Genomic DNA, 14193 nt, shown 5'->3' on the forward strand with positions numbered 1-14193 from the left:
CCACGGGCGAACCCGCTACCAGTGCACGCCCCGCATCAGTGCCGCAAAGGCGATCTGCTCATTGCTTGGCTGCGACTCGCCGCGCAATGCCGCCTTGTCGCCCTTCGCCGCGGCCGAGTCGGGGAAGAGTTCGAACGCGGTGCTCATGACGACTTCATAGGCCTTCGGCGCCACCGCGTTTACCACCGACGCGAAGATGCCCAGGCGGGTAGCGATGCGGCTGGGTCGCTCGATGATGCCCTTGACCACCAGGTCCGCGGCTTCATCGGGCGTTAGCGTCGGCACGCTCTCGTACATCTTGGTCGGCGCGATCATCGGGGTCTTCACCAGCGGCATGTTGATGGTGGTGAAGCTGATGCCCTTGCCGGACAACTCGCCCTGCGCGCAGCGGCTGAATGCGTCCAACGCGGCCTTCGACGCCACGTACGCCGAGAAGCGCGGTGAATTGGCCAGCACGCCGATCGAGGAGATATTGATGATGTGGCCACGGCGGCGCTGGGTCATCGACGGCATGAACCCCATGATGAGGCGCAGGCTGCCGAAGTAGTTGAGCTGCATGGTGCGCTCGAAATCGTGGAAGCGGTCGTAGCTCAACTCGATGGAGCGGCGGATGGAGCGGCCCGCGTTGTTGATCAGCACGTCGACGTGCCCGTGCTCCTTCAGCACCGTCCCCACCAGACGGTCGCAGTCGGCCATGTCGGAAAGGTCCGCGGTGTATGCGAAGACCTTGCCGCCGGCCTTCTTCATCTCGTCGCGCGCCTTGAACAACTCCTCCTCGCCGCGCGCGACGATCACCGTGATCGCACCGGCTTCGGCCACGCGTTGCGCGGTCGAAAGGCCGATACCGGAGGAGCCACCCGTGATCACGACGACCTTGCCCTTGACCTTGCCCTTGAGCGATCGGTCGACGAACAGGTCCGGGTCCAGGTGGCGCTCCCAGTAGTCCCACAGGCGCCACGCGTAGCTCTCCAGCTCGGGCACCCTGATACCGCTGCCGCGCAGCGCGCGCTCGGCCTCGCGGTTGTCGAAGCGCGTCGGATAGGTAATGAACTTCAGCGTTTCCTTCGGAATCTTGAAGTCGCGCAGCAGCATGCCGATGAAGCGCTTGACCGGCGGCAGGTTGCCCACCGCCGAGCGGATGCCACCCGGGACGAAGGCGAACATGCGCGCATCGATGCGCATGGTCATCTCCGGCGCATGGCCGGCGCGGGCGAAGCAATTGAGCACCTCGCCCACGCGCATCGGCTCGGGGTCGGTCAGGTGGAAGCAGTGGCCGTCCAGTTTCGGCTTGTGCGCGATGTGGTCCATTGCATCGACCACGTAATCGACGGGCACGATGTTGATGCGGCCACCCTCGATGCCCAGCGTCGGCATCCACTGCGGCAGCATCTCGCGCAGCTTCTTGATCAGGGTGAAGAAGTAGTACGGGCCGTCGATCTTGTCGATCTCGCCGGTCTGCGAATGGCCGACCACCATGCCGGGGCGGTAGATGCGCCATTTGATGCGCTTTTCCTTGCGCACCAGCCCCTCGGATTCGTGCTTGGTGGCCAGGTACGGGTCGTCGAGACCTTCGGCTTCGTCGAACATGTCCTCGCGAAACACGCCCGGATACAGGCCGGCAGCCGCGATGGAACTGGTGTGGTGGAAGCAGCCCGCGCCGATGGCGGCGGCGAGGTCGAGGGCGTTACGGGTTCCCTCGATATTGGACGTACGCTGCGAGGCCGCATCCGCGGTGAGGTCGTAGATCGCGGCGAGGTGGAAGAAATGCTTCACCTTGCCGGACAGCGCCTTGACCTGCGCGGCGCTGACCCCGCACCGGGCCGCGGTCATGTCGCCATGGACGGCCACGACCCGCTTCAGGTCCCAGCCCATCTTCCTGGCGATGGCATCGAACTTCTTCTGCGAATCCTTCCGCACCAGGACGTGCACCGTACCCTTGCGCTCCAGCAGCTTGCTGACCAGATAGCGACCGATGAAACCGGTGGCACCGGTGACGAAGTAGCTCATGCCCCTGCTCTCCCGAGATCACCGGCGTGGTGGTTTGCGTAGCGAATGCCGGCTGGGGCTAACGTTGCCATGGCCTGCCGCAGCCCACAATGCCCTGCCGTATTGACCGTGCAATAGGCCCATGCTGTGATGCCGCCTCACCTGCAAGGAGTCGCCGCCATGGCCGATCTGAAGACCCAATTCGAGCAGGCCGCGAAGGACGTCCACTCGCTGGCCGAGCGCCCCGACAACGACACGCTGCTGCGCCTGTATGCGCTGTACAAGCAGGGTTCCGAGGGCGACGTCTCCGGTCCGAAGCCGGGCTTCTTCGATTTCGTCGGCACGGCCAAGTACGAGGCGTGGGCCAAGCTGCAGGGAACGGCCCAGGACGACGCGATGAAGAAGTACGTCGACCTGGTCAAGAAGCTGCGCGGCTGAGAAGGATCCGCGATCGATGGCCCGGCAGACCCGCCAGCGCATCCTCGATGCCAGCCTGGCCATGTTCAACGCGCAGGGCGAACCCAACGTCACCACCAACCACATCGCCGACGAGCTGGAGATCAGCCCCGGCAACCTGTACTACCACTTCCGCAACAAGGACGACATCATCGAGCAGCTGTTCGCGCGCTTCGAGGAGCGCATGGACGCCGCGCTGGCCGCGCCGGAAGGCCGCCTGCCCGGGCTCGAGGACATCTGGCTGCAGCTGCACCTGGTGTTCGAGTCGATCTGGGACTACCGCTTCCTGTACCGCGACCTGGTCGAGATCCTCAGCCGCAACCGCCGACTGCGCCTTCGCTTTGCCCGGATCCTCAAGCGCGCCGACGAACAGGCCCATGCGGTGATGCGCGGCCTCTCCCAGGCCGGAGTGATGCGCGCCTCCGGCGACGAGCTCGCGGCGACCGCGACCAACGTGCTGGTTATCGCCACCTTCTGGCTCAACTACGCATCGGCGCGTGGTGACAAGGACGAACACGAAGCCATCCGCGCCGGCATCGTGCAGGTCATGATGCTGCTCGCGCCATTCCTCCGCGACGCCGAGCGGTTGCACCTCAACAACCTGACCCGCGCTTACATCGACTGACTTTCCGCCCCGCCACGCCCGCGCGTGCGCGCGACGGGCCCTGACAGGAGTTCGCCATGGCCGCCGCCAAATGGGCCGCTTTCCCGCACGATGCCAAGGGTTTCGCCTTCGCCGGCGACGCGTTGAAGAAGGCCTGGCCGCAGCTGCATGCGGGCGATTGCGAGCCCTTCCCCGATGCCAAGCACGCAGCCGCGCTGCTGAAGGCGGCCGGCAAGGCCGCGCCGAAGCTCGATGCCGAAATGCTGGCTTCCGCGCTCCAGGACGCGTGGCGCGCGTTCCATCGCGGGGACTTCAAGGCGGCATTCGACGCCGGCGAAAAACTCGGGCCGGTCGGCGCATCGGTCGCGGTCAAGGCGATTGGCATCCACGCCACCTACCTGGTCGACGGCGAGGCCGAAAAGCTCAAGCGCTTCGAGCAGGCCGCCAAGCTCGCCGAAGCCGCGGTCAAGGCGCTGCCGGACCAAGCCAACAGCCACTACCGCCTCGCCTTCGCCCTGGGCCGCTACAGCCAGGGCCTTTCGATCGTGAAGGCGCTGAAGGAAGGGATCGCCACCAAGGTCCGCGCCGCGCTCGATGCAACGCTCGAGCTCGCGCCCAAGCACGCCGAAGCCCATACGGCGATGGCCGTGTACCACGCCGAGATCGTCAACAAGATCGGCGCCCTGATCGGCGGCATGACCTACGGCGCCAAGCCGGCCGAGGCGGAAAAGCACATCAAGACCGCGCTCAAACTCACGCCCACTTCGCCCATCGCCCATATCGAGCACGGCAACGTGCTGATGCTCCTGTACGGCGACAAGAAGGAGGACGACGCGGCCGCGGCCTACGAAAAGGCCGCCAAGGTCAAACCCGCCGATGCCATGGAGGCCCTGGATGCGGCGTACGCGCGGGAACAGATCGAGTAAATCCGGGCACTCGGGCCTGCAGGCGCAAATCCGGGCAAACCCGGTTGATCCCGAAGCCCATAGCCCCTAAAATGCGCGGCCCAGCACCGCTCCCGAGCGATGCGACGGGCGGTTAGCTCAGCGGTAGAGCATTGCCTTCACACGGCAAGGGTCGCAGGTTCGAACCCTGCACCGCCCACCAGATCGACCACTGCCGGCTTCTGGCCAGCAGGACGCAAAAAGCCGGCGCAAGCCGGCTTTTTTGCTTTTCGCGCCCCACACCCGGAGCCCACGATGGACGACACCCGCCTGTACCACAACCCTCGCTGCTCCAAGTCACGTGGCGCCCTCGAGATCCTGCACGAACAGGGCATCCAGCCCCGCGTGGTCACCTATCTGGACACGCCGCCAACGGCGGACGAATTGGCCGAGCTCCTGAAGATGCTGGCGCTGCCGGCCCGCGCGCTGCTGCGCACCGGCGAGGACGAATACGCCGCCCTGGGGCTGGACGATCCGTCGCTGTCCGAGGAAGCGCTGGTTGCCGCGATGGCACGGCACCCACGCCTGATCGAACGCCCGATCTTCGTCCACAACGGTCGCGCCGTGATCGGCAGGCCGCCGGAACAGGTCCTCACCCTGCTGTGAACGCGGACAACCGCTAGCGTGACTTGCTGTCGCGCATGCGCCGCACCCGCTCGGGCGGAGAGAAGGAATCGCTGCGGGCTTCGGCCCAGAACGCCTTGAAGACGGCGTGGTCCGGCACGCGCAGCAACAGTTCGCCGGGCTCCAGGAAGTGGTACAGGGCCGCGAGCGAGCGCACTTCGGTCGGGGACACGCGGCGCAGGATATGTTCGGGGCCGAGCTGGCCGGGATGGTCCAGTCCTGCCGCCGCCAGCAGGTCGCGCAGCGCCTTCAGCGTGTTCTGGTGGAAGTTGAAGACGCGCGTGGCCTTGTCCGGGACGTCCAGGTGCCTCCATCGCGTCGGGTCTTGCGTCGCCACGCCGGTGGGACAGCGATCGGTGTGGCAACTGAGCGACTGGATGCAGCCCAGCGCGAACATGAAGCCGCGCGCGGCGTTGCACCAATCCGCTCCCAGGGCCATGGTCCGGGCGATATCGAAGGCGCTGGTGATGCGGCCGGCCGCGCCGATGCGGATGCCGCCGCGAAGGTCCAGGCCGACCAGCGTGTTGTGCACCAGCATCAGCGCCTCCTGCAGGGGCACGCCCACGTGGTCGATGAATTCCGCCGGCGCCGCGCCGGTGCCGCCTTCCGCGCCGTCGACCACGATGAAGTCCGGCAGCAGTCCGGTTTCGCGCATCGCCTTGGCGATCCCGAACCATTCCCACGGATGCCCGATCGCCAGCTTGAATCCCGTCGGCTTGCCGCCGGCGGCGTCGCGCAGGCGCATCACGAATTCGAGCAGTTCCACCGGCGTGCGGAAGGCGCTGTGCTGCGCCGGCGACACGCAATCCACGCCCATGGGCACGCCGCGGGTGGCGGAAATTTCCGCGCTGACCTTGGCCGCCGGCAGCACGCCGCCGTGGCCCGGCTTGGCTCCCTGGGACAGCTTGATCTCGATCATCCTGACCTGCGGGTGGCGGGCGGCGCGCATGAAGCGATCGATGTCGAATCGGCCCTGCTCGTCGCGGCAGCCGAAATAGCCCGAGCCGATTTCCCACACCAGGTCGCCGCCGTTTTCACGGTGGTACGGCGAGATCGAGCCCTCTCCGGTGTCGTGGTAAAAGCCGCCGGCCTTTGCCCCGCGGTTCAACGCGCGGATCGCATTCGCCGAAAGCGAACCGAAGCTCATCGCCGAGATGTTGAACACACTGGCCGAGTACGGTTGCGTGCTGTTCTCGCCGACGACCAGGCGGAAGTCGAACGATTCCGGATGGGCCGGCGTCAGCGAATGGTTGATCCATTCGTAGTCGAGGCCATACACGTCCTGCAGCGTGCCGAACGGGCGCGTGTCGTTGACCGACTTGGAGCGCTGGTAGACCAGCGCGCGCTGCTGGCGCGAGAACGGCGTCTCCGCGGTGTCGGATTCGATGAAGTACTGGCGCATCTCGGGGCCGATGGATTCCAGCCCGTAGCGGAAGTGCGCGAGCACCGGATAGTTGCGCCGCAGCGTGCTGCGCTTCTGCAGCAGGTCGATGGTGCCAAGCACGGCCAGCACTCCGAATACGGCCACACCGCTCCACCAGGACCCACCATGCCAGGCGGCCATTACCAAGGAGACAGCGAGGAGCGCGAGGCTGGCGGCGTAGGCGGCGTAGCGCATGTGCTGCTCTCCGGGGCGGCTAGAGTCGCGCGTCGACCTTGTCGCGCGGGTACAGGCTCTTGATGTCGTAGAGCAGCGCACCGCTGCGGCCGAACGCGCGCGCGCCGTCCGGGCCGAGGTGGCGGTACTGGTCATGCGCCACGGCAAGCACGATCGCATCGTAGCGGCCCGGCTGCGGTGCGGAGGTGAGCAGTTCCACGCCGTACTCCTGCGCGGCGACAGCCGGATCGACCCAGGGATCGTGGATATCCACGAGGGCCCGGTACTCGCGGAACCGCTGGGCGAGTTCCACCACGCGCGTATTGCGCAGGTCCGGGCAGTTCTCCTTGAACGCCATGCCGAGGATGAGGATGCGCGAACCCGCGACCGGGATGTCGCGCTGGATCATCAGCTTGATGACCTCGTTGGCGACATGCTCGCCCATGGCGTCGTTGATGCGACGGCAGGCCAGGAGGATGTCAGGGTAGTAGCCCGTCGCTTGCGCCTTCTGGATCAGGTAGTACGGGTCGACACCGATGCAATGCCCGCCGACCAGGCCTGGCCGGAATGGCAGGAAGTTCCATTTCGTGCCGGCCGCCTCCAGCACCTCGGTGGTATCCAGTCCCAGGCGCTGGCAGATCAGCGCGAATTCGTTGATGAAGGCGATGTTCGCATCGCGCTGCGTGTTCTCGATCACCTTGGCGGCTTCGGCCACGCGCAGGCTCGATGCCTTGTGCGTGCCTGCGGCAATGATGCTGCGGTAGAGCGCATCGACGAACTCGGCCGCCTCGGGCGTCGAACCCGAGGTGACTTTGGGAATGTCGACGAGGCGGCGCTGGCGATCGCCGGGATTGATGCGTTCCGGGCTGTAGCCGACGAAGAAGTCGACGTTGAAGCGCAGCCCCGACGTCGCTTCCAGCTGCGGCACGCAGATCTCCTCTGTCGCGCCGGGGTACACGGTGGATTCGTAGATCACCACGTCGCCTGCCGCCAGGACGGCACCAATGTTGCGACTGGCTTGGATGAGCGGCGTGAAGTCGGGACGCTTGTGCACGTCGACCGGGGTGGGAACGGTCACGACATAGACGTTGCGTCCGCGCAGGTCGGCGGCGTCGGCACTGAATCGCAGCTTCGGCGCCGAGGAAATTTCTTCGGCGCTGCTTTCGTGGTTGTCATCCCGCCCCGCGCGCAGTCCGGCCACGCGCTGCGCGTCGATGTCGAACCCGAGCGTGTCGTGCTGCCTGCCGAATTCGATGGCCAGCGGCAGGCCGACGTAGCCGAGGCCGATCACGGCGATCCGTGCGTTGCGGGGATCCAGCATTCGACCTGCCCTGTTCGTCCTGCGTGGGATCGGCCGGACACTGCGGCCGCGGATGCGATGGTGCCTGGGGCGGGACTCGAACCCGCATGGCCTCGCGGCCGGCGGATTTTAAGTCCGCTGCGTATACCGGTTTCGCCACCCAGGCATTCGACTAGCTTACCTGCACAACCCCAAGCACGGAATCGAACCACGGAATACGGCGCCGGCTTGCGCATCGCGCTGCTATTCGAGCGCGACAAGGACATTGCGCTACCTGGACATCCAGCGGAACGAAGTGTTGTTGCTCGAATCGTCATCGCCCCCTAGCTCGAATGCTGGCACGAACAGGGTCCACATGGAGGGCTGCTCCGCATACGAAGCTACCCAGACGCCGCGCCCGATGGTCCAGAGCAGTCGGCGCGGATGTCCGCGCCAGCGCTTTTGTTGGCGGCTCGCCACGCCAGTGACCTTCGGCCCATGTGACCTCGGGCCGTGCCGTCGAGGCTTGCGCGTCCCGAATGACCCACTGACCCGGAGTTCCCGATGAGCGCACGTTTGCCCGCCCTGCTCGCCCTAGCCATTGGAGCAGCGCTCGCTGGCTGCGCCAGTGCGCCGGGCACCACTTCGACCACGGCCGCGGTGCAGGTTTCCGAAAGCAAGGGCGAGCGCCTGGCCAAGCTGTACGAGGCGTACTGGGAAGAAAGCCTGAAACTCAACCCGATCCAGGCCACGTTCCAGGGCGACCCGCGCTACAACGACCAGTTGCCCGACTTCCTGTCCGCTGAATACCGTCAGCAGGTCCATGCCTTCACCCGGCGCTGGCTGGATGCCGTCGAGGCAGTCGGTCCGGAAGGCCTGCAGGGACAGGACCTGCTGAGCTACCAGATATTCGTGCGCGACGCGAAGCTGTCGCTGGAATCCGAACAGTTCCCAAGTTGGATGCTGCCGATCAACCAGATGGGCAGCATCGCCAGCCTCGCCGTGCAGTTCGGCTCGGGCAGCGGCACCCAGCCGTTCCGCACGGTCAAGGACTACGACGACTGGCTCGCGCGCGCGAACCGCGTGCCGGTGCTGTTCGACAGCGCCATCGGCAACATGCGCCAGGGCATTTCCGCGGGCGTAGTGCAGCCCAAGGCGCTGATGGTGAAGGTGGTTCCCCAACTCGCGATGGTCATCAAGGACCGGCCCGAGGACACGATCTTCTGGGGGCCGATCAAGAACATGCCGGCCGACTTCTCCGACGCGGACAAGGCGCGACTGACCGCCGCGTACAGCGAGATGATCGGGCAGCGGATGATTCCGGCGTACAAGGAACTGCGCGACTTCATCGCCAACGAATACATGCCGAAGACACGCACCGCGCCCGGCCTGGACGCGCTGCCGAATGGCCAGGCCTGGTATGCCTTCGCCGCACGCCAGTACACGACCACCGACAAGTCGCCGGCCGAGATCCACCAGATCGGCCTGGACGAGGTGGCACGCATCCACGGCGAAATGCGCGAGGTGATGCAGCAGGTCGGCTTCAAGGGCTCGCTGCAGGATTTCTTCCACTTCATGCAGACCGACAAGCGCTTCAGCTTTGAAAGCGAGGATGCGTTGCTGGCGCACTACCGCGCGGTGGAGGCAAGGGTCCAACGCAAGATCCCGGAGCAATTCCTGCTCGTTCCGAAGGCCCCGTTCGAGATTCGTCCGGTCGAGCCTTTCCGCGCGCAGTCGGCCGCAGCCGGCGAGTTCTACCCATCCAGCGAGGATGGCAGTCGCCCGGCGATCTTCTACGTCAGCACGTACAACCTGCCGACGCGCAGGACCTGGCTCGCCGAAGACCTTTTCCTGCATGAAGCGATTCCCGGCCACCACTTCCAGTTCTCGCTGCAGCAGGAGCTGGCCACGATGCCGAAGTTCCGCCGCTTCGGCGGCGAGACCGCTTTCGCCGAGGGTTGGGGCCTGTATGCCGAATCGCTCGGCCGGGACCTCGGCGTCTACACCGATCCGTACGACTACTTCGGCTACCTGCAGAACGAGCTATGGCGCGCCATCCGCCTGGTCGTCGATACCGGCCTGCACAGCAAAGGCTGGTCGCGCGAGCAGGTGATCAAGTACATGCTCGACAATTCGGCCGAGTCGGAGACGCAGTCCACGGCCGAGGCCGAGCGCTACATGGCGGTTCCGGGCCAGGCGCTCGCGTACAAGATCGGCGAACTGAAGATCCAGGAACTGCGCCACCGTGCGCAGGCCGAGCTCGGGCCAAGGTTCGATGCGCGCGAGTTCCATGCCGAAGTGCTCAAGGACGGCGCGGTACCGCTCGAGGTGCTTGCGGCCAAGATCGATCGCTGGATCGCGACGAAGAAGGCCTGACGGGCTTGCGCGACAGGGGGTCGGGACTGCCCGACCCCAAGATCCGTCGGCGGGCACGGGCCGGGCAATTGCCGGACAACGCCAGCACATCGCATGAGCTAAAAAATTGCCCCGCCTGGCGCGAGCCAAGCGGGGCAATGATCTGTAACTGGAGGCCGAGGTCGGAATTGAACCGGCGTACGCGGATTTGCAGTCCGCTGCATAACCACTCTGCCACCCGGCCGGATGACGATTTGAACGCTTCGGATTCTGTCACACCGCCGGTGTTTCGCAAACGTGTTTCACGAATGCGGCGGTATTGCTGATCCGAAAAAGACGAAGCCCCGCGAACGGGGCTTCGTAGAAACTGGAGCGGGAAACGAGACTCGAACTCGCGACCCCGACCTTGGCAAGGTCGTGCTCTACCAACTGAGCTATTCCCGCAGAGGAAGCGCCATTTTAGGCATGGAAACGGACGTGTCAACACCTGAATGCAGATTTGTTGCGATCCGTTTGCTCGCGACGGCGCCCTTCAGGAACTGCGGCCGTCTTGCCGCAACGTCGGCCAAGCCGCGCGCAGGTAGGCCAGCCCCGACCACAGGGTCAGCAGCGCCGCGACCGCCAGCATCCAGTCGCCGATGGTGAATACCGGCACCGTCAGCGTGCGGCCGGAGACCGTCAACTGGATTGGCTCGAAATAGAGGAGGAACGTGAGCGCGACCATCTGCACGATGGTCTTGATCTTGCCGATGCTCGCGACTTTCACCCGGGCGCGCTGGCCCAGTTCGGCCATCCACTCGCGCAGCGCGGAAACCGCGATCTCGCGCCCAACGATCACCGCCGCCCACAGCGCCATCCAAGGCGTCGGATGCTTCTGCACGATCAGCAGCAGGGCGACCGCCACCATCAGCTTGTCGGCCACCGGATCGAGGAACGCACCGAACGCGGACGACTGGTTATAGGCCCGCGCGATCCAGCCATCCAGCCAGTCCGTGACCGAGGCCAGGATGAACACGAAAGCGGCGGCGAAGTTGGTCCACTTGTAGGGCAGGTAGAACACCAGGACCAGCACCGGGATCAGGACGATCCTCAGCAGGGTCAGGATGGTGGGAACGGTCAACTTCATCAGGACGGGGCGGTTCGGGTCTGGGGGCAGTTTATGGGCAATTCGCGCGGGGATGGCCAGCGGCTCACGAGGCCACGCCGTGGAGCGCGGCATAGATGCGTTCGGCGAGCGCCGCATTGACGCCGGCGACGCGGGCGATTTCCTCGACCCCGGCGGCCTTCAACCCGCCCAAGCCGCCGAAATGCTTTAGCAGCGCGGCGCGCCGGCGCGGACCGATGCCCGGGATGTCCTCCAGGCGGCTGGTGCTACGCGCCTTCTGGCGGCGGCCGCGATGGCCGGTGATGGCGAAACGGTGCGCTTCGTCGCGCACCTGCTGGACCAGCTGCAGCGCGGGTGATTCGGCGCCCGGATGCACGATGCGGCCGTCGGGCAGCAGCAGTTCCTCGTCGCCGGGGCGGCGCGCTGGCCCCTTGGCCACGCCGACCAGGGCAACCCCCTCCACGCCCAGGTCATCCAGGGCGGCTCGCGCCTGCGCGACCTGCCCCGCCCCGCCGTCGATCAACAGCACGTCCGGCATCACTCCCTGCTCCTCCACCGCGCGCCGGAAACGCCGCTCGATGGCCTGGTGCATGGCGGCATAGTCGTCGCCGGGTTCGATGCCCGTGATGTTGTAGCGGCGGTACTGGCCACGCACCGGGCCTTCACTGTCGAAGACGACGCACGACGCCACCGTGGCTTCGCCCATCGTGTGGCTGATGTCGAAGCATTCGATGCGGGCGGGCAGCGCGGGCAGCACGAGCAGGTCGCGCAGCGCCTCGGCACGCGCACGCTGCGCGGCGTGGCTGGTCCGCTCGCTGGCCAGCGACAGTTCGGCATTGCGCCGCGCCAGGTCGACGTAGCCAGCCCGCTCGCCGCGCACGGCGGCCTTGATCTGCACCTTGCGATCGCCAGTGAGCGACAGCGCTTCCTGGATCAGCTCGCGATCGGGAATGTCGCGATCCAGCACGATTTCCCGCGGCGGCGCCTGTTCGGCGTAGTACTGCGACACAAAGGCGGCCAGGACTTCGCCCGAATCAGTGCTGCCGCCGGTCTTGGGAAAGAAGGCGCGCGTGCCGAGATTGCGGCCGTCGCGGAAGGACAGCAGCAGCACGCAGGCAGCGGAATCCTGCAGCGCGACGGCCAGCACGTCGAGTTCGGCCGCGCGGCCGTCGACGTACTGGCGCGCCTGCAGGCTGCGGATCGACTGCATCAGGTCGCGCAGGCGAGCGGCCTCCTCGAACTCGAGCCGTTCGCTCGCGGCTTCCATCGACTTGCCCAGCTCGTTGCTGAGCTCGTCGCTGCGGCCATCGAGGAACAGGCCGGCGCGACGCACGCTCTCGGCGTATTCCTCCGCCGGCACCAGGCCAACGCAGGGCGCGCTGCAACGCCCGATCTGGTGCTGCAGGCACGGACGCGAGCGGTTGCGGAACACGCTGTCCTCGCAGCTGCGCAGCCGGAACAGCTTGTGCATGAGGTTGAGGGTCTCGCGCACCGCACCGACGCTGGCATACGGGCCGAAATAGCGCCCGGGCACGGCGCGTGGGCCGCGGTGCAGGCCGATGCGCGGCCAGTTCTCCGTGGTCAGCAGGACGTACGGGTAGCTCTTGTCGTCGCGCAGCTGCACGTTGTAGCGCGGCTTGAGCGACTTGATCAGCTGGTTTTCCAGCAGCAGCGCCTCGGCCTCGGTGCGCGTGACCGTGACCTCCATGCGCGCGACCTGCGCCAGCATCGTGGCGATGCGGGGCGACTTCGGCGAGGCGTTGAAGTAGCTCGCGACCCGGTTCCGCAGCGCGCTGGCCTTGCCGACGTACAGCACCGCCTCGTCGGCGGCGATCATGCGGTAGACGCCCGGCGCGGTGCTCAGCCCTTTCACGAAGGCCTTGCCGTCGAAGGCCGGCGGGGGGGAAGTCATCGGATCTGCTGGCATCGGCTCGCTGATGTTGGGCCGATTATGCGTTAGCTCAAGCGTCGGCGCGGTTGCGCAATCCGGCTTCCAGGCGCGTCATGACGCCAAGCGCGGCGCGGTCGAGCAGCGACCAGACCGCCTCGAATTGCTCGACCGCGCCGGAGTACGGGTCGGGCACGTCGGCCGCGGCCGCCAAGCCCGCCCACTCCAGCAGCAGCGCACAACGTGAATGCGCCTCCGCGGGACCGCGGGCACGGACATCGCGCAGGTTGCCGGCGTCCGCGCAGAGCAGCCAGTCGTAGCGATCGAAGTCGTCGCGCGCCAGCTGGCGCGCGCGCAGGCCGGAGATGTCGACGCCATGGCGCGCCGCCGTTGCGATCGCGCGCGGATCCGGGGGCCGGCCCACGTGCCACGCACCAGTGCCCGCGGAATCCACGACCACCCGACCCGCGAGCGCCGAGGCTTCGATCCGCGCGCGCAGCATGCCCTCGGCCATCGGCGAGCGGCAGATGTTGCCCAGGCACACGAGCAGCACGCGCGCCGGCGTGTCCATCGCGTGTCAGCCCTGCCCGGCCATGCGCGCCTGGGCACGCTCCAGATCCTCGGGCGTATCGACACCCGGCGGGAACGGCGCCGGCGTGACCGCGGCGGCGATCCGGAAGCCGGCTTCGAGCACCCGCAGTTGCTCCAGCGATTCGATCTGCTCGAGCCGCCCGGGCGGCATGGCGGCGAAGCGCTGCAGGAACCCGGCCCGATAGGCATAGATGCCGATATGCCGCAGCCAATGGCCACCATCGGGCAGCCGGCTGCGGTCGCGGGCGAAGGCGTCGCGCGGCCACGGCAGCGGGGCGCGGCTGAAGTACAACGCGTCGCCGCTCGCCGCCTGCACCAGCTTGACGGCATTGGGGTCGAACAGCGTTTCCACATCGGTTACGCGCGCTGCCAGGGTCGCCATCTCCGCCCCGCTCTTGCGCAACAGCGCGGCCACGGCCCGGATGCCTTCTGCCGGTGCGAACGGCTCGTCGCCCTGCAGGTTGACCACGATGGTGTCGTCGCTCCAGCCGGCGATGCGCGCGCATTCGGCCAGGCGGTCGGTCCCGGAGGGGTGCGTGCTCGAGGTCATGGCGACGCGCACGCCGCTGCCGGCCAGCGCGTCGGCGATGCGCTGGTCGTCGGCCGCGACCCAGACTTCGCGCGCGCCGGCGGACAGCGCGCGTCGCGCGACGTGCAGCACCAGAGGCTCACCCGCGAGCAGGCGCAGCGGCTTGCCCGGCAGGCGCGAGGCGGCGTAGCGCGCGGGGATGGCGACGACGAAATCGGATGCGGTCATGAGCGGA

Annotated in this window: 12 protein-coding genes and 4 tRNA genes; 6 read left to right on the plus strand and 10 right to left on the minus strand. The window is 66.9% G+C overall.

Annotated elements, in window-relative coordinates:
• Window positions 1-15: 15 nt before the first annotated feature.
• Window positions 16-2007, minus strand: coding sequence for an SDR family oxidoreductase (locus BP05_RS09170; RefSeq protein ID WP_496362669.1), 1992 nt, complete (start codon window positions 2005-2007; stop codon window positions 16-18).
• A gap of 159 nt (window positions 2008-2166) precedes the next feature.
• Between BP05_RS09170 and BP05_RS09175 the strand changes: the two genes are divergently transcribed.
• From BP05_RS09175 to arsC, 5 genes are all read left to right on the plus strand, one after another.
• Complete coding sequence (locus BP05_RS09175; RefSeq protein ID WP_496362671.1) at window positions 2167-2424, plus strand: acyl-CoA-binding protein; 258 nt, start codon at window positions 2167-2169, stop codon at window positions 2422-2424.
• Between the two features lie 16 nt (window positions 2425-2440).
• A complete protein-coding gene (locus tag BP05_RS09180) occupies window positions 2441-3067 on the plus strand; it encodes a TetR/AcrR family transcriptional regulator (protein ID WP_496362673.1) in 627 nt (208 codons plus the stop codon).
• A gap of 56 nt (window positions 3068-3123) precedes the next feature.
• Window positions 3124-3972, plus strand: coding sequence for a hypothetical protein (locus BP05_RS09185; protein ID WP_496362675.1), 849 nt, complete (start codon window positions 3124-3126; stop codon window positions 3970-3972).
• Between the two features lie 106 nt (window positions 3973-4078).
• Window positions 4079-4153, plus strand: a tRNA-Val gene (locus tag BP05_RS09190).
• A 92-nt stretch (window positions 4154-4245) separates the two neighbouring features.
• The gene (gene arsC, locus BP05_RS09195) at window positions 4246-4596 is read left to right on the plus strand and encodes an arsenate reductase (glutaredoxin) (protein ID WP_496362677.1); all 351 of its coding nucleotides are present in this window, start codon (window positions 4246-4248) and stop codon (window positions 4594-4596) included.
• Window positions 4597-4609: 13 nt separating this feature from the next.
• On the opposite strand, the gene BP05_RS09200 is transcribed toward arsC, so the two are convergent.
• The 3 genes from BP05_RS09200 to BP05_RS09210 all read right to left on the minus strand — a co-directional run bounded on the left by BP05_RS09200 (window position 4610) and on the right by BP05_RS09210 (window position 7677).
• A complete protein-coding gene (locus BP05_RS09200) occupies window positions 4610-6232 on the minus strand; it encodes an FMN-binding glutamate synthase family protein (protein ID WP_496362679.1) in 1623 nt (540 codons plus the stop codon).
• Window positions 6233-6251: 19 nt separating this feature from the next.
• Complete coding sequence (locus BP05_RS09205) at window positions 6252-7532, minus strand: nucleotide sugar dehydrogenase (RefSeq protein WP_496362681.1); 1281 nt, start codon at window positions 7530-7532, stop codon at window positions 6252-6254.
• Between the two features lie 58 nt (window positions 7533-7590).
• Window positions 7591-7677: transfer RNA gene (locus tag BP05_RS09210), tRNA-Leu, on the minus strand.
• A gap of 377 nt (window positions 7678-8054) precedes the next feature.
• On the opposite strand from BP05_RS09210, the gene BP05_RS09215 reads away from it, so the two are divergent.
• Window positions 8055-9866, plus strand: coding sequence for a DUF885 domain-containing protein (locus BP05_RS09215; RefSeq protein WP_496362683.1), 1812 nt, complete (start codon window positions 8055-8057; stop codon window positions 9864-9866).
• Between the two features lie 149 nt (window positions 9867-10015).
• Here BP05_RS09215 and BP05_RS09220 read toward each other — a convergent pair.
• The 6 genes from BP05_RS09220 to kdsB form a co-directional block, all read right to left on the minus strand.
• Window positions 10016-10089 (minus strand) — tRNA-Cys (locus BP05_RS09220).
• A gap of 124 nt (window positions 10090-10213) precedes the next feature.
• Window positions 10214-10289, minus strand: a tRNA-Gly gene (locus BP05_RS09225).
• A gap of 88 nt (window positions 10290-10377) precedes the next feature.
• Entirely contained in the window at window positions 10378-10971 is a 594-nt protein-coding gene (gene pgsA, locus BP05_RS09230; RefSeq protein ID WP_496362685.1) for a CDP-diacylglycerol--glycerol-3-phosphate 3-phosphatidyltransferase, read from the minus strand.
• A gap of 64 nt (window positions 10972-11035) precedes the next feature.
• Complete coding sequence (uvrC, locus tag BP05_RS09235; protein WP_496362687.1) at window positions 11036-12862, minus strand: excinuclease ABC subunit UvrC; 1827 nt, start codon at window positions 12860-12862, stop codon at window positions 11036-11038.
• Window positions 12863-12911: 49 nt separating this feature from the next.
• Window positions 12912-13409, minus strand: a complete 498-nt coding sequence (locus tag BP05_RS09240) for a low molecular weight protein-tyrosine-phosphatase (protein WP_496362689.1) — start codon at window positions 13407-13409, stop codon at window positions 12912-12914.
• 6 nt (window positions 13410-13415) lie between these two features.
• Complete coding sequence (kdsB, locus tag BP05_RS09245; RefSeq protein WP_496362691.1) at window positions 13416-14186, minus strand: 3-deoxy-manno-octulosonate cytidylyltransferase; 771 nt, start codon at window positions 14184-14186, stop codon at window positions 13416-13418.
• Window positions 14187-14193 lie beyond the last annotated feature (7 nt).

This window comes from Lysobacter oryzae DSM 21044 (genome assembly GCF_059568595.1).